The sequence below is a fragment of the Streptomyces sp. NPDC006314 genome (assembly GCF_040613075.1).
Classification (GTDB): Bacteria; Actinomycetota; Actinomycetes; order Streptomycetales; family Streptomycetaceae; genus Streptomyces.
Genome location: NZ_JBEXRL010000015.1, coordinates 122365 through 148054, shown reverse-complemented (window position 1 = coordinate 148054; position 25690 = coordinate 122365). Strand labels below are relative to the sequence as shown.

General features: G+C 69.7%; 22 protein-coding genes. 20 read left to right on the top strand and 2 right to left on the bottom strand.

From position 1 onward, the window contains the following. Positions 1–59 precede the first annotated feature (59 nt). The gene (locus ABZ079_RS25950; protein ID WP_356941844.1) at positions 60–773 is read right to left on the bottom strand and encodes a TetR/AcrR family transcriptional regulator; all 714 of its coding nucleotides are present in this window, start codon (positions 771–773) and stop codon (positions 60–62) included. A 144-nt stretch (positions 774–917) separates the two neighbouring features. Between ABZ079_RS25950 and ABZ079_RS25945 the strand changes: the two genes are divergently transcribed. The 18 genes from ABZ079_RS25945 (at position 918) to ABZ079_RS25860 (ending at position 21995) form a co-directional block, all read left to right on the top strand. After that, positions 918–2384, top strand: coding sequence for an MFS transporter (locus ABZ079_RS25945; protein ID WP_356941843.1), 1467 nt, complete (start codon positions 918–920; stop codon positions 2382–2384). A 377-nt stretch (positions 2385–2761) separates the two neighbouring features. Then, complete coding sequence (locus ABZ079_RS25940; RefSeq protein WP_356941842.1) at positions 2762–4924, top strand: YcaO-like family protein; 2163 nt, start codon at positions 2762–2764, stop codon at positions 4922–4924. 8 nt (positions 4925–4932) lie between these two features. Further along, on the top strand, positions 4933–6195 hold the full coding sequence (locus ABZ079_RS25935) for an MFS transporter (protein WP_356941841.1): 1263 nt from the start codon (positions 4933–4935) through the stop codon (positions 6193–6195). Beyond that, positions 6188–6694: a GNAT family N-acetyltransferase gene (locus ABZ079_RS25930; RefSeq protein ID WP_356941840.1), complete on the top strand. Its 507-nt coding sequence runs from the start codon at positions 6188–6190 to the stop codon at positions 6692–6694. The genes ABZ079_RS25935 and ABZ079_RS25930 overlap by 8 nt, the downstream gene beginning before the upstream one ends. Positions 6695–7023: 329 nt before the next feature. Then, positions 7024–8607 (top strand): AMP-binding protein, encoded by a 1584-nt coding sequence (locus ABZ079_RS25925; RefSeq protein ID WP_356941839.1) that lies wholly within the window; start codon positions 7024–7026, stop codon positions 8605–8607. A gap of 154 nt (positions 8608–8761) precedes the next feature. Beyond that, positions 8762–9367: a response regulator transcription factor gene (locus tag ABZ079_RS25920; RefSeq protein WP_356941838.1), complete on the top strand. Its 606-nt coding sequence runs from the start codon at positions 8762–8764 to the stop codon at positions 9365–9367. Positions 9368–9772: 405 nt separating this feature from the next. Continuing rightward, entirely contained in the window at positions 9773–10702 is a 930-nt protein-coding gene (locus ABZ079_RS25915) for a hypothetical protein (protein WP_356941837.1), read from the top strand. A gap of 41 nt (positions 10703–10743) precedes the next feature. Continuing rightward, entirely contained in the window at positions 10744–11622 is an 879-nt protein-coding gene (locus ABZ079_RS25910; protein ID WP_356941836.1) for a diiron oxygenase, read from the top strand. Then, on the top strand, positions 11619–11864 hold the full coding sequence (locus ABZ079_RS25905; protein WP_356941835.1) for an acyl carrier protein: 246 nt from the start codon (positions 11619–11621) through the stop codon (positions 11862–11864). The genes ABZ079_RS25910 and ABZ079_RS25905 overlap by 4 nt, the downstream gene beginning before the upstream one ends. After that, entirely contained in the window at positions 11861–12688 is an 828-nt protein-coding gene (locus ABZ079_RS25900) for a hypothetical protein (RefSeq protein WP_356941834.1), read from the top strand. Before ABZ079_RS25905 ends, ABZ079_RS25900 begins: the two co-directional genes overlap by 4 nt. Continuing rightward, positions 12688–13671: a nitronate monooxygenase gene (locus ABZ079_RS25895; protein WP_356941833.1), complete on the top strand. Its 984-nt coding sequence runs from the start codon at positions 12688–12690 to the stop codon at positions 13669–13671. Before ABZ079_RS25900 ends, ABZ079_RS25895 begins: the two co-directional genes overlap by 1 nt. 6 nt (positions 13672–13677) lie before the next feature. Next, positions 13678–14544 (top strand): alpha/beta hydrolase, encoded by an 867-nt coding sequence (locus ABZ079_RS25890; protein ID WP_356941832.1) that lies wholly within the window; start codon positions 13678–13680, stop codon positions 14542–14544. Continuing rightward, positions 14537–14791, top strand: coding sequence for a hypothetical protein (locus ABZ079_RS25885; protein ID WP_356941831.1), 255 nt, complete (start codon positions 14537–14539; stop codon positions 14789–14791). Before ABZ079_RS25890 ends, ABZ079_RS25885 begins: the two co-directional genes overlap by 8 nt. 12 nt (positions 14792–14803) lie before the next feature. After that, positions 14804–15370: a 4'-phosphopantetheinyl transferase superfamily protein gene (locus ABZ079_RS25880; protein WP_356941830.1), complete on the top strand. Its 567-nt coding sequence runs from the start codon at positions 14804–14806 to the stop codon at positions 15368–15370. A 35-nt stretch (positions 15371–15405) separates the two neighbouring features. Next, positions 15406–15666, top strand: coding sequence for an acyl carrier protein (locus tag ABZ079_RS25875; RefSeq protein ID WP_356941829.1), 261 nt, complete (start codon positions 15406–15408; stop codon positions 15664–15666). Continuing rightward, positions 15663–18395, top strand: coding sequence for an aminotransferase class III-fold pyridoxal phosphate-dependent enzyme (locus tag ABZ079_RS25870; RefSeq protein WP_356941828.1), 2733 nt, complete (start codon positions 15663–15665; stop codon positions 18393–18395). Before ABZ079_RS25875 ends, ABZ079_RS25870 begins: the two co-directional genes overlap by 4 nt. Continuing rightward, on the top strand, positions 18392–20098 hold the full coding sequence (locus ABZ079_RS25865; protein WP_356941827.1) for a fatty acyl-AMP ligase: 1707 nt from the start codon (positions 18392–18394) through the stop codon (positions 20096–20098). The genes ABZ079_RS25870 and ABZ079_RS25865 overlap by 4 nt, the downstream gene beginning before the upstream one ends. Before the next feature lie 163 nt (positions 20099–20261). Then, the gene (locus ABZ079_RS25860) at positions 20262–21995 is read left to right on the top strand and encodes a fatty acyl-AMP ligase (protein WP_356941826.1); all 1734 of its coding nucleotides are present in this window, start codon (positions 20262–20264) and stop codon (positions 21993–21995) included. A 56-nt stretch (positions 21996–22051) separates the two neighbouring features. On the opposite strand, the gene ABZ079_RS25855 is transcribed toward ABZ079_RS25860, so the two are convergent. Next, positions 22052–23011 carry an alpha/beta hydrolase gene (locus tag ABZ079_RS25855; protein ID WP_356941825.1) on the bottom strand — a complete coding sequence of 320 codons (960 nt, stop codon included), beginning with the start codon at positions 23009–23011 and terminating at the stop codon, positions 22052–22054. A 371-nt stretch (positions 23012–23382) separates the two neighbouring features. Here ABZ079_RS25855 and ABZ079_RS25850 point away from each other — a divergent pair, with 371 nt between their 5' ends. Then, the gene (locus tag ABZ079_RS25850) at positions 23383–25185 is read left to right on the top strand and encodes a carbamoyltransferase C-terminal domain-containing protein (protein WP_356941824.1); all 1803 of its coding nucleotides are present in this window, start codon (positions 23383–23385) and stop codon (positions 25183–25185) included. A 71-nt stretch (positions 25186–25256) separates the two neighbouring features. Continuing rightward, positions 25257–25556, top strand: coding sequence for a hypothetical protein (locus tag ABZ079_RS25845; RefSeq protein ID WP_356941823.1), 300 nt, complete (start codon positions 25257–25259; stop codon positions 25554–25556). The last annotated feature ends 134 nt before the right edge of the window (positions 25557–25690 follow it).

Sequence of the window (25690 nt, the reverse complement as noted above, 5' to 3'; positions counted from 1 at the left end):
TGTCCCCGCGTTCGGACCGGCGCCGCGTGCGACCAGGAGCGAGCCGAACGCCCTTGGGGTCAGTGGGAGTCGGCCGGTCGTTTCGGCGGGGGTGGGAACGCGGCGTGGGCGAGCAGCCCGTCGACGAACGCGCGGAGGCCCTGGAGATAGGTGTCTCGCGCGGCCAGCGTGGCCCATTGGTCGCCGATGGCGGCCAGGCACGGCACCTGGGAGGGGTCGAGGCCGCTGAAGGCGGTCTGGCGGCTGATGGTCCGCTCGTCGTCGGCCCGCCGCGGGACGGAGTGGGCGCGGACGAGGATCTCGCCGACGGTGTAGTACCAGATGCTGCGGAAGACCTCGACGGCCCGTGCGGGCGTGCATCCGCAGTCCCCGGCCCCGGACACGATGGCCTCGACCATCCACAGTGCCGATTCGTCGAGGAGGCCGACGAACCCGTCGACGGTCAGGATCTCCGCGGCCCACGGCCAGGCCGCGAGGGCGTCGTGCATCGCGGTGGCGGCCGCGACGATGCGGTCCCGCGGGTCGCTGGGCAGCGGGGGGCGGTCGATCTGGTCGATGTAGTGATTGAGCAGGAGGACCAGCAGGTCCTCCTTGTTCTGCAGGTGGTGGTACAGCGTCGTCGCCCCGATGCCGAGCTCGGCGGCCAGCCGGCGGATGGTCAGCTTCTCCCAGCCGTCCCGGTCGATGAGCCGACGTGCCGCCGCCAGGATCTGCGTGCGCGAGGTCACCGGTGGCCGGCCGGTGCGGCCGTTGGGCGCGGGTGGTCGGGGCATTGCCCCATCATGCCGTGCCGCCGTCACACCCCGCGAAACGGGTGCGTGCCCGGGCTTTCGAGTTCACAGAGGCGGGTTCTCAGTGCTACTTTCGGAACACGTTCCGAAAGTTGACCGGCGATCTCGCTGAGGACGGAGTCCACGATGACGAAGGGGACGGAAGAGATGGAAAGTACGGGTGCCCGGCCGGGACTCACGCTCGCCGCGGTGGCCGTCGTGCAGTTCATGGTGTCGCTGGACCTCTCGGTCGTGAACGTCGGACTCCCCGAGATCGCCGCCGGCCTCGGCTTCAGCGCGGCCGGTCTGACCTGGGTGATCCACGCCTACGCCCTCACCTTCGGCGGGCTGCTCCTGCTGGGCGGCAAGGCCGCCGACCGGTACGGCCGCAAGCGGGTCCTGCTGTTCGGGCTCGGCCTGTTCGGGGTCGCCTCCCTCGTCGGCGGCTTCGCCCAGGAACCGGGCCACCTCGTCGCCGCCCGGGCCGCGCAGGGCATCGGGGCCGCCGCCCTGGCCCCGGCCGCGCTGGCGCTGCTGACCGCGACGTTCCCCACGGGCAAGCCCCGGGTGCGGGCCTTCGGGGTCTGGAGCGCGATGAACGCCGCCGGAGGCGCCCTCGGCGTCCTGGCGGGCGGCCTGCTCACCGAGTACGCCGGCTGGCGCTGGGTGATGTTCGTGAACGTACCGATGGCCGCGGTCGCCCTGGCCCTGGCCTGGCGCGGCATCGCCGACGGCCGGCCGGCCTCGCGCACCGGCCGTCCCGATGTGGTCGGCGCCGTCCTGGCCACGGCCGGTCTGATCCTGCTGGTCTTCGGTGTCGTCCGCACCGATCAGTACGCATGGACCTCTCCGGTCACCCTGACCACCCTGGCGGTGGCCCTCGCGCTGCTGGCCGCTTTCCTCTACGTCGAGCGGACCACCTCCCGCGAACCGCTGATCCGGCTGGGCCTGTTCGCCAACCGCTCGGTCGCCGGCGCCAACGGCTACAACCTGCTCGTCGGCGCGGCCATGGCTTCGGCCTTCTACTTCACCTCCCTCTACCTCCAGCGGGTCCTCGGCACGGGGGCGGCCAAGACCGGGGTCATGTTCCTGCCGTTCGCCCTCGGCGTGGTCGCCGGCTCCGTCCTCGCCATCAAGCTCGGCTACCGGCTCGCCCCCCGCACCCTCATGGTCAGCGGCGGACTCCTCACCGCGGCCGGATTCGCCTGGTTCGGCATGATCAGCCCCGACGGCGCCTTCCTCACCGACGTCCTCGGACCCTCGATCGTCGCCAGCGTCGGCTTCGGCCTCTGCCTCGGACCGGTCGTCTCCACCGCCACCGTCGGCGTCGCGCCCCACGAGACCGGAACCGCGTCGGGCCTGCTCAACAGCTCGCGCCAGATCGGTGCCTCCCTCGGACTCGCAGCCCTCGGCACCGCGGCGGAACACCGCACCGGTCACACCGTCACACCCCAGGCCCTCAACGACGGGTACGCCCTCGGCCTGAACCTCAGTGCCACGCTCCTGGTCGCCGCCGTCGTCATCGCCCTCGTCGTCCTGCGGCGGGCCGACGCACCGGCGGAGGCGCCGGCGAGCACGCCTGCGCCGAGCCGTACCGAGACGGCTTCGAGTTGAACTGATTCAGGGCCGCACGCCATTCGCCATAATCGCGATCGAGCGACCGGATTTAACCCGTGAATTACTCATGGGCGCTCATGAGTAATTCACCTAGGCCGCGGTGTCGAATGCCGGTAATGTCATTTGCGTCACTGACAGCGAACTGGAGGTAATTCCATGATTTCGACCGTCAAGACCAACGCCATCTGCGCGGTTGTGCACAACCGGGCCGTTGTTCACAACCGCGCGGTGGTGCACAACCGGGCCGTCGTCCACAACCGCTCGGTCGCCAAGTGAAGCTGACCTGCTGAGGTCGGCCCGCCACGGCCCCGGGTCCGATCCCGGGGCCGTGGCGTTCGTACCAGGAACTTCATTCGACGGGGGCTGATATGCCGGTGGACGACGCCACGTTGGAACTCGACGGCGTGGAGATCTACGACCTCGAGCCGAACCTGTGCTTTCTCGTCACCCCGAACGGCGGGCAGTTCCATATCTCCGCCCCCACCCCCGAGTTTCGCGCGTGGGCGGCGCGCTGCGACGGGACCAGGACCCGCGCCGAATTACTGGCGGGAATGGCCCCCGAATACGCCGACGTGGTCGACGTCCTGCAGCACGACGGCTGCCTGCGCCCGGCCCGGGCGACGCAGGACGCCGAGCGAGCGGCGCGGCTGGCGCGCACGACGGTTCTCGTCACCGGCTCGCCGATGCTCACCGCCCCCGTCGTCCACGCGCTGAGCACCACCGGCTACGCGCGCGTCGAGCCGGCACCCGAGAACCTCGCCGACGCCGACGGCCGCGACACCGTGCTCGTCGCCGCCTTCGCCCACCCCGCCTACACCGAGCTCACCCGCATCGACGAGCTGTGCGCCGGGCTCGGCCTGCGCTGGCTGCCGCTGCGCCGCGAACGCGGCCGGGCGGTCCTCGGTCCGGCGATCACTCCCGGCAGCACGGCGGACTTCGCGGACGTGCTGGACCGCCGGCTCTCCGCGGCACATGACCCCCGGGTCATCGAGGCCATGAGGGCCGCGCCGGAGGCGGACAGTCCCCGGCTCCGCGGTGGCGACGCCCGCTGGATATCCGCGCAGCTCGCCACCTACCTGGAGCGCTGGGTCACGGGCGAGGCCGCCGTGGACGAGGTTGAGCTCGACCCACGCGACTTCGGTCGGATCCGCCGTACCGTGCTGCCGGTGCCCACCCGGCCCCGGCCCGTGATCCGCGGTGACGCCGAGGCGGACCTGCTGGTCGACGACCAGGTCGGGGTGGTCACCGGCGTTCAGGAGCTGGCCCCGCTGCCCGGTATGCCGGCCCGGCTGCGGGTGTGCGCGGTCGACGTCGCCGACATGCGGCGCGTCGCGGACTGGCCCAACGACCGGCAGGCGTTCGGCACATCGTGGTCCGGGTTCGACACCGCCCGTCGCAGTGCCGTCGGCGAGGCGGTCGAACGATACTGCGGCAGCCGGCTGCCGCAGGACCGGCTCAGGTACGGCAGCTACGCCCGGCTCCGCGGGGACGGGGTGCCCGCGCTCGATCCGCGCCGGCTGCATCTGTACTCGCAACGGCAGTACCGCTCCGACGGCTTCCCCTTCGCGCCGCTGACCGCGGACGCGGAGTGCGCCTGGGTGGAGGGCCGCTCGTGGACGACCGGTGAGCCGGTGTGGGTGCCCGCCTTCCTGGTCGCCCACGGGGAGCACGACCCGGTCGCCTACTCCGACCCGCTGGTGGCCGGTGTGGCCTGCGGCGTGAACGAGGAGCACGCCGTCACCTCGGGTCTCGAGGAGGTGATCGAGCGCGACACCACCATGCTGTGGTGGGCCAACGCCGCCCGCCTGCCCCGGCTGCCGCTGCCCGACCGGATCCGTGAGCTGGTCGCCGACAGCCTGGACGCCTATGACATCACCCTGATCCATCTGGACAACGAGTTCGGGGTCCCGGTGATGGCCGCGGCCGTGCTCGACCGCGCCACCCGCTGGCTGACCATCGGCTTCGCCACCCGGCCCAGCGCGGAGGACGCCGCGGAGAAGGCGCTCGCCGAGGGGTTCACCCTGCATCACACCTGCCACTACCTCGACAGCGAGAAGGCGCTGGCGGACGGCCAGGCCGAGTTGCCGCACCTGGGCAACCTCAAACCGCACCGTGCCGACCGGCGCTATCTCGACTCGTACCGCGCGGACTTCGCCGATGTCCGGGACCTGCTGTGCCAGCAGCAGATCTACCTCGACCCGCGGGCGGGGGAGCGGGTCGCGCCCTGGGTCCAGGACCTGCCCAGCCGCTCCTGGGAGGGGCTCCCCGCACTCGCGGAACGGCGTCTCGCGGCGTATCTCGAACGGGTCGAGGCCCGCGGCTTCGAGGTGATCAGCGTCGATCTGACGACCTGTGACGTGGAAGCGGCGGGGTTCACCGCCGCCCACACGCTCGTGCCCGGTCTCGTGTCGAACTTCCCCGCCGGGATGCCGATGTGGGGCGACGGCCGGATCAGCGGTGCGGGCGTCCGGCTCGGCTGGCGGTCGCAGCCGCTGACCGAGGAGGAGTTCAACGTCTTCCCGCTGCCCCACGCCTGAGGGACCCCATGGCTGTCATCGACATACTCGGCCTGCCGAACACCCGGGGACGCGGGCCGCTGATCGTCGCGCAGGTCGTCGACGCCCTGGGCACCGGGCTGTTCCTCCCGTTCGCCGTCGTGTACTTCCACGCCTCCAAGGAGATCGGGCTGACCACCGTCGGCGTCATGCTGTCGATCGCCGCGCTGCTCTCCCTGCCCGCCGGACCGCTGGCGGGCCCGATGATCGACCGGATCGGGCCGCGGCGGGTGGTGATCGTGAGCAACCTGATCCGCGTGCTGACCTTCACCGGCTACGTGTTCACCGACGTGCCCTGGCAGCTGATCGTGCTGGTCACGGTCACCCTGTGGAGCGAGAGCCTGTTCCGGCCCGCGGCCGCCGCGCTGGTGGCGCAGGTGGCCGACGACGGGCAGCGGGCGCGCTGGTACGCGATGGAGCGGTCACTGCGCAACGTCGGGATCGGCGCCGGCGGGCTGTTCGGCAGCGTGCTGGTCGGCTGGGGCGGCACCTCGGGCTACACCGCCGTGGTCGTACTCAACGCGGTGTCGTTCCTCGTCGCGGCCGGACTGGTCGCGGCCTGGCGCCGGACCGCCGTCCCGGTCCCCACCGGCTCGTCCCCGGCCCCGGCCGGGGACGAGCCGGCCCGGCCGCGCGGCGGGTACCGGGACGTCCTCGCCGACCGCGCGTTCTTCGGCGTACTGGCGACCGTCTGCGTGTTCGCGCTGTGCGACCTCGCGCTGACCGTGCTGCTGAGCGCCTACGTGATCGAGGCGCGCGGGCTGCCCGCGTGGCAGCCGGGCACGCTGTTCGCGATCAACACCGTACTGGTGGTGCTGGCGCAGACCGCGGTGGCCAGGGCGGTCGAGCGGTACCGCCGGCCCAGGGTGCTCCAGGTGGCGGCCGTCCTGTGGATGGTGTCCTTCGCGCTGTTCGCGGCGGTGCCCGGGGGACACTCCGCAGTGGCATTCGGCGGGCTCGCTCTGGGGATGGTCGTCTTCACCGTCGCGGAACTGCTCCAGGCGCCGACCAGCAGTGCGCTGACCGTGGCGATCGCCGCCGAGCATGTGCGGGGCCGCTACCTCGGGCTGGAGGAGCTCATGTGGAGTGTGGCCCGGGTGCTGGCGCCGACGGTGTTCACGTGGCTGCTGGCGAAGGGACCCGGCCTGCCGTGGCTCGCCCTCTGCCTCTGCTGTCTCGCGGCGGTCGTGGTACTGCACCGGCTGAACCGCGTGCTGCCCGCATCCGTCCTGAGGGAGAGCGTCGATGGTTGAGCGCGCGGCCGAGCTCCGCCACCTCCAGGAGTTCCGCGACGTCTACCACCGGGTCTACCGAGAGCCGCCGTACCGTGAGGACGCGGCGGCCGCGGACGAGTTCACCGAACAGCTGGCCGAACACGCGACCCTGCCCGGTTTCTCCGTGACCACCGTGCTCGACGGCGGTGTCCTCGGCGGCTTCGCCTACGGGGTGCGCCGCGCGCGGGGGTGGTGGCACCCGCGGGCCGCCGCGCCCGCGCCGCGGGGGCTGCGCCGGTCGCTGTTCTACGTCTACGAACTCGCGGTCGTACCGGAGCTGCGGGGCCGCGGGCACGGGCGCGAGTTGCTGGAAACGCTGCTGGCCGACCGCACCGAGCCCTTCGCCGTGCTCGCCGCGTCGAACAAGGCGCCGGCACGCGAACTGTACCGGCGATGGGGATGGGCGAAGGTCGGCGAACTCACGGGGCCGCCGGACGGCGTGGACCTCCTGGCCCGTCCCTTGACGCCCCTGCCGTGACCCGGCCGGGGGGCCGGCCCCCGACCCCCGTCACGCTGCGCGAACCGCCGCCGCTCGGCCATGTGGGATCTCCGGCCACGGGCCCTGACCACCACTCCTAAAGAGCGCGTCCAGAAACTAGCCAGGTTCCGCGTGCCAAGCTGCTCTGCCGCAGGCCATTGCGATCCTCACGGACATATGGAGGCGCGGCGATATGCGTGTCGAGGAGCACGTGGGCGAGTTCGGTGCCCTTGGATTCCCGCTGTACGAGGAGCCGGATGGGCCCGGCCACCGGGCCGGGAAGGGCACTCGGGCGTCGAGAGCCGGGGCGACCCATGCTTGAGGGCTGTGTGCCGTGGCCCGAGCCGTTCGCGGGCGACTACCGGGCCAGGGGGTACTGGAACGACGAGGTCCTCGGCAGCCTGCCCCTGTCCCTGCCGGGCGCGGAGGACCGGCCGGCAGTGGTCACGGGCACCCGCACCCGGACCTACGGTGAGCTGGACCGGGCGGCCGAGCGTCTCGCCGCCGGACTGCGCGGCATCGGCCTCGGCGCCGGCGATCGCGTCGTCGTGCAACTGCCCAACGACCTGGAACTGGTGGTGCTGTGCATCGCCCTCTTCCGGCTGCGGGCGCTGCCGGTGTTCGCGTACCCGGCCCACCGGACCGCGGAGATCGTCCATCTGGTGAACAGCTCGGAGGCGGTGGCGTACGTCTGCGCGGACCAGGTGCTCGACTGCGACTACCGGACCATCGCCAAGGACGTGCTGGCGGCCGCGGACAGCCTGCGGCACGTGCTGGTGGCCGGCGACCCTGGCCCCTTCGCGGCGCTTTCCGAGGTGGACGGGGACCCGGTGGACCTCCCGGCACCGGACGCCCGGGACGTGGCCTTGTTCCTGCTCTCCGGGGGCACTTCCGGGCCGCCGAAGCTCATCCCGCGCACGCACGCCGACTACACCTACCAACTGCGCCAGAGTTCACGGCTGTGCGGTTTCAGGGCCGGCACCCGCTATCTGTGCGCGCTGCCCATGGGACACAACTTCGCCCTGGCCTGCCCCGGAGTGCTGGGCACGCTGCGCCTGGGCGGCACCGCGGTGCTGGCCTCCGCACCGACCCCTGAGCTGTGCTTCCCCCTCATCGAGAGCGCCCGGGTGACGGTCACCTCCCTCGCGCCGCCCCTGGTGTCGCTGTGGCTCGACGCCGCCGGGCGGACCGAGCACGACTTGACATCACTCGAACTCCTCCAGGTCGGCGAAGCCCGGCTCAGCCCGGTGGCGGCGAGCAAGGTGCCCGGGAGACTCGGCTGCACCCTGCAACAGGTGTACGGAATGGCGGAGGGCCTGCTCAACTACACCCGCCTGGACGACCCGGAGAGCGTGGTCTTCCACACCCAGGGCCGCCCGCTGGCGCCGGCTGACGAGATACGGGTGATCCGGGACGACGGCCAGGAGGCGGGACCGGGTGAGGAAGGGGAGCTGTTCACCCGCGGCCCGTACACGGTGCGCGGCTACTACCGGGCCGAGGAGAGCAACCGCACTCAGTTCACCGGTGAGGGCTTCTTCCGCACGGGTGATGTGGTCCGGCGGACAGCCACGGGCTACTTCGAGGTGGTGGGACGAACCAACGACGTGGTCAACCGGGGCGGGGAGAAGGTGCCGGCCCGGGAGGTCGAGGAGCACCTGCTCGCCGACCCCCGCATCGCTTCCGCCGCGCTGATCGGCCTGCCGCACCCGGACCTGGGTGAACAGACCTGCGTGTGCGTGGTGCCGCAGGACCCGGAGCAGCCCCCGACGCTGAGTGAGGTGCGGGCCGGGCTCCGGGACCGCGGCATCGCGCCGTACAAACTGCCGGACCGGCTGGTGGTGCTCAGACGGATGCTGCTGACCGCAGTCGGCAAGATCGACAAAAGGGCGCTCAAGGCTCAGCTCCAGGACTGAGGACGACAGGAATTCAATTTCGCGTTCTCGCTCATCAGACGTTCACCTGTCCTGCCGGGGCGGAACGTCCCGTCAACCATGCCATAAATATCGCGAAGGCCACTTTTCGTACGCGTATGCTACGGTTACGCACCCCGATTGTTGGAGGAGTCGAGTGGGCATCGATGTAATGGTTTTCGATGATCAGCACCTGTCTCGATTTGCGCTTACCGCATTGCTGGAACAGCGCCCGGAGATCAGGGTTGCAGGATCGGTGGACAGTAAACTCGCCGCGCTGGAGTTCGCCGAGTTGCATCGACCCGACGTCGTGATCATCAGCTTCGAAGGCAGGGACAGGGAAGTGATCGAAACCGCGGAGAAGATCGCGATCCTTCCGGAGTGCCGCACCCTGCTGCTCGCCACCGTGTGCATCAGGTCGGTCGTTCGCAGGGCCTTCACCGGCGGGATCGACGGAATGGTGCGGCGAAGCGCCCCGCCTCGCCGGTTCTTCGAAGCCATCCATCTGGTGCACCAGGGCGAGCGGGCCTTCGACGCCGAACTCACGGTCGCGGCGGTGGCCAACGGGGACTGTCCGCTGACCCGGCGGCAGTTGTCCGTCCTCGAGCACCTCGACCGCGGTGACACGATGGAGGAGATCGCCGCGCGCCTGTGTCTGTCCGAGGGAACCGTGCGCAACTACATCTCGTCCATGGTGACGAAGATAGGCGCGCGCAACCGTATTGACGCGCTTCGCATTGCCCGTGATTTGCAGTGGATCTGAAAGGGTCCGAATACCGGGAGCGGACACGGGCGAAGCTCGCCGCCGTCTCCGATCGCCCCACTCCGCCCGTGTCATCCGGCATGGCCTGAAGCGCTCCCTGTCGCCCCGATCCGCCGCCGGCCGCCTCTCCGCCGTCGGCCGTGCGGGCGGCCCGGGGCATCCCCCTGGAGCGCCCCCAGCGGGTGGAACTCCCGCAGATGTTCATGCCGCAGACTCTCAGGGATCGTTTTTCCATTCCACGCCATGCAAAACGCACGGTGACGAATGTGAAGTGAATCTGTCGCGGTGTGATTGCTGGCTGATAGCGTCCATACCGCTGGTTGGAATCCAGCCAGCGTATTTGACGTCTGGGGGAGGTAGGTCGTGCCGCACCAAGCCACAGCCACGCATGTGTCCTGGGGGAAAGTGGCGGATTCCATCGAATTCATTCCCGCCGAGTATTCCAGCAGGACCCAGTCGGAATCCGTGGCGCGGGAAATGCTCGGCTGCGATGCGGCGGACATCGACAGTCTGGTCGAGGCGGGTCTGCCGTTCGAGGACCGATCCGGAGTGCGTCACTTCGACGCGAACGATCTGTACAACCTCGGCATGTACTCGAACAAGTCGACGACGCAGCCGGAGCTCGCGTTCCGCATGCTGTTCCGGTTCGCCGGCCGGCCGGTGGACGATCTCCTGCGCGCGAAGACCTGGGACTTCCGGGTCCGGATGGAATGTGCCGACTGTGCCGGCGTCGCGCCATGGCGCCTCGAGGAACCGGACGTCATCCGCTTCGGTGGATCCGTAGCCGAGGTGACGGCACCGGTGGCGAGCGCGGGTTCGGCGGAATACGCGGCGACGGTGACCACGACCGGCGCGCTCACCCCCCTGGTCTCGCCGGTGCTGCGGCAGCTCGTCGTCGACTATCTGGACGCCGGCTATCGCTGGCAGATGATCCCCGTCCCCATGCAGGCCGACTACCGGCTGGTGCACTCGCTCGGTGCCACGAGCTGTATCGCGGCGAGCCTGTTCCTCGCCGAGCGTTTCCGTGCGGCCGGGTACCGGGCCGAGGCGAAGCGAGGCTGGTTCTGCGGCGTGCTCGGTGGTGCCCTCGATCTGCCGCACGCGTGTGTCGAGGTCGAGGACGAGGACGGTGCGCTCAGGACCGTCGACATCGCCAAGGCACAGCTGGCCGCGCGACTGTCGGCAAACACCGAGGCATTCCAGGAACTGTGCCTCGGATCGATCTACAACAAGGTGATTCCTTCCACCGCGTCCGGTAATGCGGCCCTCGGCTATCACGAATGTGGTTCGCGACTGCCGATCCAGGTGCGCGCAGACATTCGTGCGGTGCGTTGAATCAGATTCTTCGGCCACTGCGTCGGGAAAGACGAGTGAAAATGGCGGTACGTGAAATCGAGCCGATCGTCCTTGAACTGGACCGGCTTGAGCATCTGGCCGAATCCGGCTACTACAACCCGTACACGATGTTCGACTGGCCCGACGCCATCGAACCCGACCAGCCGTGGATGAGCGAAAGCCTGACCACGCTGGCCGGAACACCGATGTGGGACGAGCTGACCCGCGAGCAGCAGATCGCGCTGACCAAGTTCGAGGCGATCAACTTCTTCAGCCTCAACATCCACGGCATACGCGAGCTGATGAGCGAAGTCGTGATGCGCATCCACGAGCGAACCTACGCGGATGTCTCGGAATTCCTGCACCATTTCATCGGTGAGGAGAACGAGCACATGTGGTTCTTCGCGCAGTTCTGCCTGCGCTACGGCGGCAAGCTCTATCCGGCGCAGCCGACGCTGAAGGCGGACTCGGATCAGCACCTCTCGCTGGTGGCCCGCGAGCTGATCGTGTTCGCGCGCATTCTGATCTTCGAGGAGATCGTCGACTACTACAACGCGCACATGGCGACCGATCAGAGCCTGCCGCCCATCGCCCGCGAGATCAACCGGGTGCACCACCAGGACGAGAGCAGGCATGTCGCGTTCGGCCGGATGATCTTCACCAGCCTGCTCGGCCAGGTGGCCAAGCGCGACCCGGCCGAGGTGCCGGTGGTCGCCGAGTATCTCGAGAACTACCTGCAGTACAGCATCGGCACCCTGTACAACCCGGCGGCCTACCGCGACGCGGGCATCCCGGACGCGCTGGCGCTGCGCCGGCGCGCGCTGCAGCACCCCGCCAGGGTGAAGGCGCACGACGAGGTGCTCAAGCGGACGAGGAAGTTCCTTTCCAAGGCAGGCGTCGGCAGGGAAATCATCAAATGATCGATCCGATACAGACAGTCCGGGAATTCATCCTGGGACGCAACCCGAAGCTCGGCCAGGTACCCGACGATCTGGACCTGATCGACAGCCGGGCCATCAACTCGCTGGCCTTCGTCGAATTCATCTTCCTGCTCGAGGAGCTGACCGGCGAGTCCATCGATCCGGAAGACGTGGACCTGGACGACTTCCGCACCGTCAAGGCGATCGAAGCGCGATTCTTCAAGCAGAAAGCAGCGCGATGACCACAGTGACCGACAACGGCTTGGGAGTCCTCGACGGCGGCCAGCTGCGTCTGCTGCGGGCCATCGACACCGTGTTCCGGCGCTTCGCCGACGGCTGGGACGCCCCGGAGTTCCGCTTCCCCTTCCTGATGCGGTGCTCGGACCTCGACAGGTTCGACTACTACGACAACTTCCCGCACCTGGGCCTCACCGCCACCCGGCTCGACCCGGAGCGCGTCGGCCCCCTGCTGGCCGAGGCGCCCCGGCCGGTGGACCGCATCCCGACCGACGTGATGGAGCCGAGCGGCTTCGCACTGCCGTCGGCGGCCTGTTACGCGATCTACGTCGACCTGGCCGGTACGACGCTGCCCGCCGGCGGGACCATGCGGACCACCGTCGGCACGTGCTTCCGTAATGAGAACCACTACGACGGCCTCCAGCGGCTGCTCGGCTTCTCCATGCGGGAGATCGTCTGCATCGGACCCGAGGACGAGGCGAAGAACCATCTCCTGCGTGCCAAGGACGCCGTGATCGCCCTGTGCGCCGAACTCGGCCTGGACGTCCAGCTCGAGGTGGCCACCGACCCGTTCTTCGACAAGAACGGCGGCAAGGCGAAGATGCAGCGGCTCTTCCCGGTGAAGGAGGAGTTCGTCGTCAACGGCCTGGCCATCGGCTCGGTCAACTACCACCGGAACTTCTTCGGTGAGCGGTGCTCGATCCAGGCCGGCGACGCCGCGGCACACACCAGCTGCCTGGCCTTCGGCCTCGAGCGGTGGGTGCACACTCTGACCCAGCGGTTCGGCAGCACCGCCGACGCGGTGTCCGCGGTCGAGGGCCTGGGCTGATGCGACGGACCTTGGCAGAGGTGCTCGGCGTCGACGTGGGTCTGCTGCAGTCGGGCATGGGCGGTGTCGCGGGGGCGGAGCTCGCGTGCGCGGTGTCCAACGCCGGCGCGGCGGGCTGCGCCGGCGGATACAAGCTGATCGGCGGCGCGCTGTCGGCCATGCTCGCCCGGCTGACCGCGGGCACCGATCGGCCTGTCGGGGTGAACCTGATCCCGGAGGTGGTCGGGCCGGAGGAGCTCGATCGTCAGGTGGCGCAAGTGCTCGACGAGACACCGGAACACGTGCACCTGTCCTTCTTCGGTATGCCCGCGGACGCGGTGTTCGAGCGCGTGGGTGCGACGGGCCGGCCCATGGTGGTCCAGGTCGGGTCCGTCGCGGACGGCGTGCACGCGGCCGAGCGTGGCGCTGTCGTGGTGGCCCAGGGCGTCGAGGCCGGCGGTCATCTCCTCGGTACGGCGAAGCGCGACGATCTGGTCGCCGCCCTGCGCGCACAGCTGCCCGACGCCTGCCTCGTCGCCTCGGGCGGGATCGGCTCGCCCGCCGAGGCCGGCCGGGCACTCGCCGCCGGCGCCGACGGCGTGCTGCTGGGCACCGCCTTCGTCGTCGCGCACGAATCGCGGGCTCACGCCTACTTCAAGGCGGCGGTCACCGCCGCCGACGAGAGCGACACCGTGATCACCGATGTCTACGAGATCGGGTGGCCGGGCCGACGGCACCGCGTACTGGCGACAGCCGCGACCGCCGACCCGGGGCAGGCAAAGAAGTTCATCGGCCGCACGGTGGTCGAGGGAAAGCCGTACCTGGTGCCGCGATTCAGTTCAGCGGTGCCGACCGACGCGACCACCGGCCGGATCGAGGAGATGGCGATGTACTGCGGCCGGTCCTGCAGCGCCATCTCCGACGAGATCTCCGCGGCCGATGTCGTCGCCGCATTCGCACGCGTCCTTCCGGGCGCCGCAGCCGTCAGTGACAAGAAAGGGTGAAGAGCAATGCCAGTCGATGAAGAGCCGGAGCAGCAGGACCTGTCGTACCGCGAGGACGCGCCGCGCATGCGCACCAGGGACGGCGTCGAGCTCTACTACGAGTCCGCCGGTGAGGGCACCGCCATCACCTGCCTGAACAACTTCTTCCTGACCACTCCGTTCTGGCGGGACTACACCGCGGACCTCGCACAGAACCACCGCGTCGTCACCTACGACCTGGCCAACCACGGCGCGTCCTCGCGTCTGCCGCAGGAGCCGACGTGGGAAGAGCACGCGGCGGATGTGATCGGCCTGCTCGATGGCCTGGAGATCGAGTCGACCTATCTGGTCGCCACGTCGGCCTCCACCCAGCTCGCCAGGGACGTGGCGCTGGCGTACCCGGACCGGGTCAGGGGACTGGTGCTCGCGGGCCCGGTCTTCGGCCTGCGGGGCATGCGGCGGCACCGGCAGCTGAACCGGGCGTGGCTGCTGACGCTGAAGAACGAGGGTCTCGCCGCGCTGTACAACCAGATATACCCCGAGGTGATCAGCGGGGAGATGAACGAGGAGGGCGGCACCCCTGGCTTCCTCGGCCTGCGGGAGAGCTTCATGGCGATGAACACCGCCGAGGACCTCGCCCATGGACTGACGCTCGTCCAGGAGGGGAGCACCGACCCGGCGCTGCTGTCCCGTGTCCAAGCGCCGACCCTGATCGTCCTCGGTGACGACGACATCCTGCTGAGCCCGGGACGCGGCCACGACCTGGCCGCGCTGTTCCCGAAGGGCCGCTGCGAGATCATGCCGAACGCCGGCCACGTGCCCTTCCTCGACGACCCCGAGGGCTTCCAGGCGATCATCCGCAAGTTCATCGAAGAAGCGGAATCGCATGTCTGACACGGCAGCCGAAGTCCGGCAGCGCATTCGCGGGCTGCTGGTCGACCTGTTCGGGAGCGACCGCTTCGTCAACGGTGTGCCGGACGGCGTGTCGCTCCGCGAGGCGGGGGTGTCCTCCACGGCACTGGTCAGCCTGCTGGTGGCGATGGAGGACGCGTTCGGCTTCGAGTGGGACGACGAGGTCCAGCCGGAGGTGCTGCGCTCGATCGACTCGCTGGCGGGCCACGTCGTGGCGCTGCGCAACTGAAGGACGCGCGCGGTGGCCCCTGAGCTGGAAGTTCCCGTGGGCGTCGCAGCGGAGACCTCGATGGGAATCCACCCGGTGCCGTGGCCCCACGGACCGGCTCAGCAGTTCGCGGCGGGTCGCTGCGCGGCCGCCGCGGCGCTGGCCTCGGCCGGGTCGGCCGATCGGGTCGTCCCCCGTGATCCCGACGGCCGGCCGCTCTTTCCGCGAGGGTTCCCCGGTTCGATCTCCCACACCGAGCACCTGGCGGTCGCGGTGGTGGTGCCCGGTGCCGAGGCGGTCGGTGTCGACATCGAGAACGCGACCGTGACGGAGCGGATGGCCAGGTTCGTCTTTCGTGAGCGGGAGCGGCGAACGCTGCTCGCGCCGGTCGGGCGGTACTCCGCGGGTGAGCTGTTCGTCGCCAAGGAAGCGGCCTTCAAGGCCTTGAACCGAATCGGCGCACTGGGTGATTTCGTGTTCTGGCAGACCGAACTCAGCCCGTCCGACGGCTTGTTGACCGCTTCGTATCACGGCGAATCGGTACCGGTGTGGGTTCGCTCGCAGACAGATCTCTCGCTCGCCGTGGCGATACGGCGTTGAACTCTCAATTTCGCCTCGAATGGGGAAATAACGCAATGATTCACGATGTCTTCGATGTCATCGATGAACTGTTCCGCAACCGACTGCAAGTGCTCGACCTCGACCCCGACGTTCCGCTGGTGGACTACGGCCTCGACTCCGTCCGGTCCATCGATCTGATCGTCGAGATGGAGAACAGGTTCGATGTGCGGATCTCGGACGAGCAGGCGGCGTCGATGCTGACACTGCGTGACGTGGTGGACCAGGTCACCTCGTCGCTGACGGTGCGGGCGGTACAAGGAGAGAGTGCCGCATGAACGCCGACTCTCGCTTCGCGCGTTACGCCCGGCCCGAATTCGCCAGGCTCTTCCGCGCACTGCACCTGGATGTGACCTATCGGGCCGGCCAGGGTGATCACCTGACCCAGGAACCGCCGGACGGAGGGGACCCCTCCCAAGGCGGGGGCGAGGTACTGGACCTGGTCGGCGGTGCGGGTTCGTCGCTGTTCGGGCACAACCACCCGGCGCTGGTCGAGGTGGCACGGCGGTGTCTCGACGAACAGATCCCGTTCAACGCACAGGGCAGCATCCGCCCGGGAGCGGCCGAGTTGGCGCAGCGGCTGTCGGAGGCCGTCGGCGCCACGACTGGTGCGAGCTACGTGGTCACCCTCGGCAGCACCGGCGCGGACGCGGTGGAAGCCGCGGTGAAACACGCGACGGTCGAGCACAGAAGGCGGCTCGGCGCCCTGCAGGAGGAGTTCGAACTGTCCCTGCGCCGCGTGCGGCGGGACGGCATCGCGGACGTCCCCTGCGCGAGCGGTCCCGCGGCCGGGCGCCCCTGCGCGGAGGTGCTGAGCGAGGCGCTCGACCGGATCGCCGACATGCGGCGGACGGACCCGGTCTTCGTCTCGCTGCGGAACGCCTTCCACGGCAAGACAACCGGCGCCGGCACGCTGACGCACGGCGGCAACGTGCCCGCGGATCTGCACGTACCGGGACCGCGGCACCACCGACTGTACGACTGGACGCCTCACGAAGTGGTGACCGCGCTCGACTCCGAACGCGTCCCGGTCCACTCGGTCACCGTCGACTCCACCGGAGTGCCGCACTCCGCCGTGCGCCATCTGTCGCCGGTCGCCGCCTGCTTCGCCGAACCCGTCCAGGGGGAGTCCGGCGTGCACGAGGTGCCGGCCGAGACCCTCGCCGCCCTGCGCGAGCTGGCCGACCGGCACGGAGCGGCCCTGGTGTTCGACGAGATCCAGTGCGGCATGGGGCGTACGGGCACCTTCCTCGCTTCCGAGGGCTCCGGTGTGGTCGCCGACTACTACCTGTTCTCGAAGTCCCTCGGCGGCGGGCTGGCCAAGGTCTCGGCACTGCTGGTCGCCGACCACCGCTACGTACCGGAATTCGGTCGCCACCACACGTCCACCTTCGCCGATGACGACTTCTCGTCGCGGATCGCGACGGCCGCGCTGGATCTCTCCTTCGCCTATCGCGACCGGATCGTCGAAGTGGGCACCCTCCTGCGCGACCGGCTGGCGGAGGTGGCGGCGCGGTGGCCGGGCACCATCGCCGAGGTGCGCGGACGCGGACTGCTCCTGGGCGTGGAATTCTCCTTGCCGCAGCCCGAGTCGGGTCTGCTGCGCGAGGTGTTCGACTCCGAGTCGCTCGGTTACCTCATCGCGGGCCGTCTGCTGCACACGCACCGCATCCGGGTCATCCCCACCCTGTCGGCCCCCACGACCGTGCGCGTCCAGCCGTCGGCGCTGCTGGAACCGGCCGACGTGGACCGCATCGCCGCCGCGTTCGACGACGTCGCCGGGCTGCTCTCCCGCGGTGACTACGCGACACTGCTCGAGCACCTGACCGAACCGGCGGCCGGCGTATGGCAGCCGCGGCAGCACGTGCCGCTGCCCCGCCGCGACCGGCCGGCCCGCGCCGGCGGAGGACGAGCCGACGTGCCCCGCGTCGCGTTCCTCGCCAACCTGGACGTCCCGAACAAGCTGTGGTCCATGGCGCCGGAACTGGCGGACTGGTCGGACGAGCAGTGCGCGGCGGCGCTCGACCGGATGCAGGGCGAACTGGACCCCTTCGAGGTCGTCCGGCACCGCGTCACATCCGAGGCGCGGGGAGAGGTCGAGGTCGTCATGGTGGCGGTGCCGTTCACCGCCGCCCAGGCCAATGCCGCACTGCGGGCGGGGCAGGGGCCATGGCTGCGCCGGACGGTGCTCGACGCGGTGGAGCTGGGGGTCTCGCTGGGCGCCGAGGTCATCGGGCTCGGGGGGCACACCTCGATCGTCACCAATGCCGCACGGGACGTGGTCGAGGACGACATCAGGGTGACGTCGGGCAATTCCCTGACCGCCGCCTGCGCCTACGATCTGCTCCGGCTGCAGCTGGCCGAGTCCGGCGCCGGGGAGCGTCGGGTCGGACTCGTCGGCGGTATCGGCAACATCGGCGCGGTGATGGCCGAACTCATCGCCCCGCACTGCGATTCGCTGGTACTGGTCGGCCGGCCCGGTTCGGCGCGGCGACTCGCGACGGTCGCCGACCGGCTCACCGACGCCGCGGACGTCTCCATAGCCGATGACCTCGACGCGCTGCGGGACTGCCCGATCGTGGTCAGCGCCACCAACTCCTCCGACCCGGTGATCCTGCCGCATCACCTCGCCGGCGACCGGAAGGTGCTCGTCTGTGATCTCGCGGTCCCCGGCGACGTGCATCCGGCGGTGGCGGGCCTGTCGAACGTCACGCTGGTGTCCGGTGGCCGCATTCAGCTCCCCGGCTTGCAGACGCCCCGTTTCCCCGGCATCACGCTGCCGCCGGGGATCCTGTACTCCTGCCTGGCCGAGACGATCCTGCTCGGCTTCGAGCCCACAACGCCGAGCCCGTCCTACGGCGGCCTGACCTCGGACGGCGTGCTGGCCGCCCGGGACCTGGCCATTCGGCACGGGTTCCACCCCGCCCGCATCGTCTCCGACGACATCTCGGTACGACCGTGGATCGTCGATCAGCTCAGCAGCGCTATCGAGGAGAACTTCGGATGACCGCCATTGGCCCGCGCTTCCCGAGTATGTGGCACGCCTTGCTGGCAGAGGCGGAACGTGGCTCCGACGGATCGGTGGTGACGCTGATCCCGGAACCGGACCGAGAGGAGAAGGTGCGGTACGACGTCCTCGTCGAGAACGCCGCGCGGTGTGCGGCGGCCCTCGCCGAGCACGGTGTCGCCCCCGGCGACCGGGTACTGCTCTGCCTGCCGACGGGCGCGCAGTTCATGACCGCCTTCTTCGGAACCCAACTGCTCGGAGCCACGCCGTCGGCGATCGCCGTACCGATCCGCTTCGGAGGGGCCGCGGGGTTCGAGGGCCAGCTGAAGGAACTCGTGGGGTACCTGCGGCCGGCCGCGATCGTCACCACGGTGACGGTCATCGAGGCCCTCCCCGAACTCGCCGGCACCACCTTGATCGACGGTGCCGCGCTCCACGCGCGCGCCACCGCGAGCGACGCGCCGGCGCATCCCCTCCGCCGGCCGAGTGGTGACGATCTGGCGCTGATCCAGTGCACCTCCGGTTCGACGGGCAGGCCCAAGGGCGTCATGGTCTCGCACGCCAACCTGGCGGCCAACTGCGAGCAGCTCACCGGCGCCACCGGGTGGAAGCGCGAGGACACGACCGTCAGCTGGGCGCCGCTGTACCACGACATGGGGCTGATCACCGGGATCCTGTGCCCGGTCTACGTCGGCGGGAACACGGTGCTCATGCCGCCCACCCGATTCCTGCGGGCACCGGCCGAGTGGCTGCGCCACATCAGCACCTACCGCGGTGCCGTCGCGGCCGCGCCGAACTTCGCCTACGGCTACGTCACCTCCCGGGTGCGCGACGAGGAACTCGACGGCGTGGATCTGTCGTGCTGGCGCATGGCGTTCTGCGGTGCGGAACCCATCCAGCCCGGCACCGTGCGGCGGTTCGTCGACCGCTTCACGCGATGGGGCCTGCCCGCCAACGCGTTCACACCGGGTTACGGCATGGCCGAGGCCACGCTGGTCATCACGGCCAAACGGCCGGGCGCGCCGTTCACGTTCGACTCCATCGACCGGCAGGCCGCCGTCACCGGGGCACGAGCGGTCGATGTCGACCCGCAGAGCGCGGACGCGGTGCAGGTCGTCGACTGCGGAGAGCCGGTGGCCGGCGCGGAGGTCCGCATCGTGGACGACAACGGCCACCCGCTGGGGGAGAACCAGATCGGTCACATCCAGTTCCGCAGCCCCTCGCGCACGGCCGGATACCTCGACCTTCCGGAGGAGTCCGCCGCGTCGATCGACGCGCCGGACTGGTGGAAGACCGGCGACGTCGGCTACCTGCGGGACGGCGGCCTGCGGATCACCAGCCGGGCCAAGGACCTTGTCATCATCCGGGGCGCCAACTACTTCCCCTCGGATTTCGAGCAGGCCGCGGAGACCGTGCCCGGTGTCCGCCTGGGCGCCGTGATCGCGGTCGGACATCGGCCCGAGAACGCCGACTCCGAGGAGCTCCACCTGATCGTCGAGACGGAACTCGACAGCGAGCAGCACGCAGCGCTGCGCCAGGCCGTCCGGACCGCGGTCAGTTCCCGGACAGGGGTGGCCCCTGACGGGATCCACCTGGTTCCCAGACGGAGCATTCCCAAGACGACCAGCGGAAAGCTCCAGCGGGCGAAGGCCCGGGAGTTGTTCGTGGTCCGGCCCGAACTCGCCGGGCTCGCCGACGCGTGACCGTTCCGACCGGTCGTCCTTCCGGGTCCCGGCAGCACGTCCGGGACCCGGACGACACCGTCGCCTGAAGAACCAACCACCGCACCAACCAACCCTGACGAGGCCAGCGGTCCGTCCGGGGAGTATCGGGCCGTGCATGCGGCTGGAAAGGGAAACCAGGGTCATGGTCGATTTGCCGCACGCCACCAGCGCCGCCGCGGTGCTGCGCGAGCACGCGCTCTCGACGCCGGAACGCACCGCGGTGATCTTTGTCGACGACGTGGAGCGGGCCGACGGCGCAACCCGGTGGTCATACGCCCAATTGGACGCCGAGGCCAGAAGGATCGGCGCCTGGCTGCGGGCCCGCTTCCCGGTGGGTACCCGGGTGCTGCTGCTGTACCCGACCGGATTCGACTTCGCCGCCGCCTACATCGGTTGTCTCTACGCCGGGACAGCCGCCGTGCCGGCACCGCTGCCCGGCCGGTACCGGCATGAGCAGGCGCGGGTGAGCGCCATCGCCAAGAACGCCGCGGCTTCCGCGATTCTGACCGACACGCAGAACCTGCCCGCCGTTCTGGCCTGGGCCGAGGCCGAGAAGCTCACCGGCACCCGGGTGCTGGCGACGGACGGCGGCGACCTGCCGGACCCGGGCTCCTGGACGCCGGAAGAGCTGGACCACCGGACACTCGCGATGCTCCAGTACACCTCCGGCTCGACGGGTGAGCCCAAGGGCGTGATGGTCAGCCACGGCAACCTCCTGCACAACGTGGACGGTCAGCGCCGCGCGTTCGGGCTGACCGCCCGATCCCGGCTGGGCGGATGGATCCCGCACTACCACGACATGGGGCTGCTCGGTCAGCTGCTGCCGGCGCTGATGCTCGGCGGTACCTGCGTGCTGATGCGCTCCAGCGCCTTCCTGCAACGGCCGCACCACTGGCTGAAGTTGATCGACAGGTTCGACGTCCACTGGTCCGCCGCCCCGAACTTCGCCTACGAGCTGTGCTGTGCCCGGATCACCGACGAGCAACTGGCCGGACTGGACCTGTCCCGATGGCGGGTGGCGTCCAACGGCTCGGAGCGGGTCGACATCGAGACCCTGGACGCGTTCGCGAAACGGTTCGCCCCCGCGGGACTCCGGGACGACGCGCTGTGCCCCTGCTACGGCATGGCGGAGGCGACGGTCTTCGTCTCCGGAGAGGCACACCGGAAGGCCGTGGTGACGACGGTCGACGCCGAGCGGCTGAAGGAGCACCGGTTCGTGCCGACCGAGGTCGGCGTCGATCTGGTGAGCTGCGGGACACCACGCGACTACGACGTGCTGATCGCCGACCCGCGCACCGGCGAGGAGCTGGCGCCCGGGGGCATCGGTGAGATTCTGCTGCGCGGTCCCAGCCTCGCCAAGGAGTACTGGGACAACGCCTCGGCGTCGGAGCGGGCCTTCCTGCCGGGCGGTTTTCTGCGTACGGGCGACCTCGGGGCCGTCCACGGCGGCGAGCTGTACGTGACCGGGCGGCTCGAGGAACTGCTGACCGTGCGCGGCCAGCACCTCTACCCGCAGGACATCGAGCGCGAGCTGCGGGCACGGCACGCCGAACTCGCCGGTGGCGGAGCCGTGTTCACGGTGCCGCTCGACGAAGCCGGTACCGAGGAGGTCCTCGTCGTCACGCACGAGGTCCACGGGCGCCCGTCCGAGGACCGCCTGCGGCGCCTGGCCGACGGGATCACACAGACGGTGACCCGTGAGTTCGGTGTCCCCCTCGGCGGTGTCGTGCTGTTGCGTCGTGGCGGGGTCCGGCGCACCACGAGCGGGAAGATCCAGCGCGTGGCAATGCGCCGGCTCTTCCTGAACGACGAACTGAACGCGCTGTACGCCGACTGCGAGCCTCGGTCGGCGAGCCCGGAGCCTACCGGGCTGTGACGCGTGCGGACGACCTCCGGGGCGCCGACCGGGGAATCTCGCTCGGCGCCGCCGGCTCAGTCCCCCCGGACCGCCTCGGCGTACCGCCCGGACGCGGCCCGGCTCGCGCCGCGCGGCGACCGGAGAACGGCGTCCAGCTCCCGCAGCACCCGCTCGCCGCAGGTGGCCGCAGCCGGCACGATGTCCTGCATCAGGAAGTAGCCGTGCACAAGACCCGGTCCCGGCACATGGCGGACGGGTACACCGGCGACGGCCAGCTTGTCGGCCAGTTCGACCCCCTCGTCGTGGAGCGGGTCGAACTCGGCCGTGGCGACTACCGCCGGCGGCAGGTTCCGCAGGTCCGCGTTGAGCAGGTCGACGGCGGGGTCGAAGCGCCGTCGCGCATCGGGGACGTACAGGTCGTAGTGGTACGCCATGTCGTCGACGGTCAGCAGATACCCCTCGGCGTACGGGCTGGCCGCGGCGAAGAGCAGCCGCGGGTCCACGGGCGGGTACAGCAGCAGTTGAGCGGCGAACCCGAGGTCACCGGTGTCACGCGCGTCCAGCGCGACGCCGACGGCCAGGTGGGCGCCGGCGCTGTCACCGGCGAGCACGTGTTCGCGGCCGGGGAAGGAGCGGCTCGTCCAGCGGGCCGCGGCAATGGCGTCGAGCAGCGGCGTGGGATAGGGGAACTCGGGTGCCCTCCGGTAGTCGGCCGAGACGACGACCGCGCCCAGCGACGCCGCCACGATGCGGCAGGCCTGGTCGTGACTGTCGATGTCGCCCAGCGCCCAGCCGCCACCGTGCAGATAGGTGACCACCCGGCCCTCGTCCGTTCCCGGGGTGTAGACCCGGCATCGGAACGCCGACCCGTCGGCGGTGTCGATCGTCCGGTCGACGGCGGTGACGGCAGCGCGCGGGCCGCCGTCCTGCCGGCGAGGAAGGGCCGCGTTCGAGAGATATCGCTCGCGGGCCTGCTCGACGGTCAGGGCGCGCATCGGAACCGGAGGGCCGTCGGCGCGTTGCCATTTGATCAAGTTCCGGAGTATGCGGTCCAAGGGCATGGCAGCCCCTCCTAGGAGATCGTGAAAGGCGCTCCGAACATCAAGCTCAAGAACTTCCGGCCTCGTTCGCCGGGAAATGCGACGCATAGGATTGCCGTCGGCAATTCATTGGGTCACTGTACTCGATTGGTCATGGAACTGTCCGAAGTCCCAAGGGGTGTGAAAAATGCATCCAGGGCAGTGTGATTCGCATATTGCAGCACGCTGATACGCGCGGGTAGCCTGGCGGCAGAATTCGCTGGTGTGAGTAGGTGCTCGAATTTTTTCGCACCTGGATATTCCACCCGGATCCGCCGGTCGGCGGGCGGTGCACGCGACGCAGCGCAACAGAGAAGGAAATTGTCATGATTGTTCTGGGTTGCAACGGGTTCACCCGGGGCGCAGAAGTCTTCGCCGAGGAATTCGGCGCGGTCGGCACCGAGAAGCACTACGTCCTCGGGCACGATGCGGGCGCCGCGCTCCTGGTGGACGGCAAGCTGGTCGCTGCCGTCGAGGAGGAACGGCTCAACCGGGAGAAGAAGACCTCGGACTTCCCGTTCCACGCGGTGAAGTGGTGCCTGGACCAGGCGGGCATCGAGTTCTCCGACATCGATCTCATCGCCGTTCCGTGGAACTTTACCCCCGAGATCTTCGACGCGATGATGCTCGACCTCGCGTCCACTCCGATGGATCCCGCGGAGAAGGTGGCCCGGCTGGGCCGTATCGGTGAGCTCTTCGACAAGGTCCTCGGGCGCGAGGCGATCCTCGCCGACTTCGCCGCACGCACCGGATTCACCCCTGATCCGGACAAGGTGGTGTTCGTGCAGCACCACCTCGCTCACGCGATGACCGGTTACTACATGGCGGGAATGAAGGACACCGCATTCCTCATCAGTGACGGTCGTGCCGAACTGTTCTCCTCGCTGACCGGAGAAATCCGCGACGGCCGGATCCGGGTATTCGACGAGTCGATCATCAGCGCCAACGACTCGCTCGGCAATCTGTTCGCCTCGATCACCCGGTTCCTTGGCTTCGTGCCCAACAATGACGAATACAAGGTCATGGGGCTTTCCGGATTCGCCGAGCCCCCTTCGCCGAATCCGTTCCTCGAGCACATCGTCCAGCTGCACGAGGGCGGTCGCTACACCCTCTGCCGGCCGCACGACGTCGAGAACCCCCGCTGCTTCGACGACCTGTTCGAGAAGTGCTTCGGCCCCTTCGAGGACACCGTCGAGTACAAGGCCCGTCTCGCCGCCGCGGCGCAGGAGATGCTCACGGTCGTCACGAGCCACCAGCTCCGCGCGCTGGAGGCCAGGACCGACCTGAACCACCTGCTCTTCGAGGGCGGCCTGGCGCTGAACTGCGTGAACAACACCCTGCTGCTGGAGGGTTCACGGTTCGAGGACATGGCGGTGAGCTTCGGCGCCAGCGACACCGGAGTCGTCATCGGTGCCGCCGTCCACGCCTGGGCCAACCACCCGGACAACACCGCGGAGGTGAAGTACGCGGACTCGGTCACCCCGTACCTCGGGCCGGAGTACGACGACGCGACGATCGAGCGGACCCTGCACGAGTTCGGCGACCGGGTGCGCTGGAGCCGTCTGGCCGAGGACGAAGTGATCGACCAGGTGGCGAAGCTGCTCACCGAGAAGGTCGTCATCGGCTGGTTCCAGGGCCGGCTCGAGCACGGGCCCCGGGCGCTGGGACACCGGAGCATCCTGGCGAACCCGAAGTTCCCGGACATCAAGGACGTCATCAACACCAGGGTCAAGCACCGCGAACCGTTCCGGCCCTTCGCGCCGATCGTGCTCGAGTCGGACGCGCCGAAGATCTTCGAGATGGGCCGCAAGAACCGTTCGCCGTATATGACGTTCGTGTTTCCGGTGCGCCCGGAGTACCACAACGTGATCCCGGGTGCGACGCACGTGGACGGTACCTCCAGGGTGCAGACCATCACCGATGAGGACACGCCGTTGCTGGCGTCGCTGTTGCGCCGGTTCACCGCGCTGACCGACGTGCCGTGCCTGATCAACACGTCGTTCAACGTGGCGGGTGAGCCGATCGTGTGTGCCCCGGCCGACGCGCTGAACTGCTTCCTGGGCACCGAGATCGACTACCTGGTGCTCGGCAACTACCTCGTCACGAAGACCGACGACCCGTCTGCGTGACGACCGAGGTCCGCTCGCCGGGACGCCGCCACGCGGCGTGCCGGCGTCGGGCAGGCGAAGGGAGTCCTTCTGTGCGTGCTCTCCCGGAGACGACCGATCTCGCAGCGGTCGCCCGAGATCTGGAAAGCCTGGCCCTGGAACTCCGCGACGCGGGCCGGCGGCGCATCCCGGCGGAGGTCAGCGCCGCCAGCGATGCCCTCATCTGCGCGGCCTACCTGCTGCGCGCGCGGCAGGACGTCTCGGACGGCCGCCCCGCCCGCACCGATCTCCTGCACGACGCCGTCGCCCTGGCCCGCAGCACCGTGGAGGCGACGAAATACGCATGCCGTGAGCGCATGGGGGCGCGGCGGGACGCCGACGGCCGGAGCTGAGCACATCGGGTACCAAGACAGCGAGACGACCCCGTGCGGGGTCGCGGGACGGCTCTCGTCGACGACGTCGACGAGAGCCGTCCGCGTACCGCGAGCAAGCGCCCGGGCGCACCGCGCCGGTGACGTCCGACCGC

Excerpts from the sequence above, each read along its gene's own strand:
- ABZ079_RS25950 (WP_356941844.1), bottom strand. The coding sequence starts at position 773 with ATGCCCCGACCACCCGCGCCCAACGGCCGCACCGGCCGGCCACCGGTG.
- ABZ079_RS25945 (WP_356941843.1), top strand. The coding sequence starts at position 918 with ATGACGAAGGGGACGGAAGAGATGGAAAGTACGGGTGCCCGGCCGGGA.
- ABZ079_RS25935 (WP_356941841.1), top strand. The coding sequence starts at position 4,933 with ATGGCTGTCATCGACATACTCGGCCTGCCGAACACCCGGGGACGCGGG.
- ABZ079_RS25930 (WP_356941840.1), top strand. The coding sequence starts at position 6,188 with ATGGTTGAGCGCGCGGCCGAGCTCCGCCACCTCCAGGAGTTCCGCGAC.
- ABZ079_RS25910 (WP_356941836.1), top strand. The coding sequence starts at position 10,744 with ATGGCGGTACGTGAAATCGAGCCGATCGTCCTTGAACTGGACCGGCTT.
- ABZ079_RS25905 (WP_356941835.1), top strand. The coding sequence starts at position 11,619 with ATGATCGATCCGATACAGACAGTCCGGGAATTCATCCTGGGACGCAAC.
- ABZ079_RS25900 (WP_356941834.1), top strand. The coding sequence starts at position 11,861 with ATGACCACAGTGACCGACAACGGCTTGGGAGTCCTCGACGGCGGCCAG.
- ABZ079_RS25895 (WP_356941833.1), top strand. The coding sequence starts at position 12,688 with ATGCGACGGACCTTGGCAGAGGTGCTCGGCGTCGACGTGGGTCTGCTG.
- ABZ079_RS25890 (WP_356941832.1), top strand. The coding sequence starts at position 13,678 with ATGCCAGTCGATGAAGAGCCGGAGCAGCAGGACCTGTCGTACCGCGAG.
- ABZ079_RS25885 (WP_356941831.1), top strand. The coding sequence starts at position 14,537 with ATGTCTGACACGGCAGCCGAAGTCCGGCAGCGCATTCGCGGGCTGCTG.
- ABZ079_RS25875 (WP_356941829.1), top strand. The coding sequence starts at position 15,406 with ATGATTCACGATGTCTTCGATGTCATCGATGAACTGTTCCGCAACCGA.
- ABZ079_RS25870 (WP_356941828.1), top strand. The coding sequence starts at position 15,663 with ATGAACGCCGACTCTCGCTTCGCGCGTTACGCCCGGCCCGAATTCGCC.
- ABZ079_RS25865 (WP_356941827.1), top strand. The coding sequence starts at position 18,392 with ATGACCGCCATTGGCCCGCGCTTCCCGAGTATGTGGCACGCCTTGCTG.
- ABZ079_RS25860 (WP_356941826.1), top strand. The coding sequence starts at position 20,262 with ATGGTCGATTTGCCGCACGCCACCAGCGCCGCCGCGGTGCTGCGCGAG.
- ABZ079_RS25850 (WP_356941824.1), top strand. The coding sequence starts at position 23,383 with ATGATTGTTCTGGGTTGCAACGGGTTCACCCGGGGCGCAGAAGTCTTC.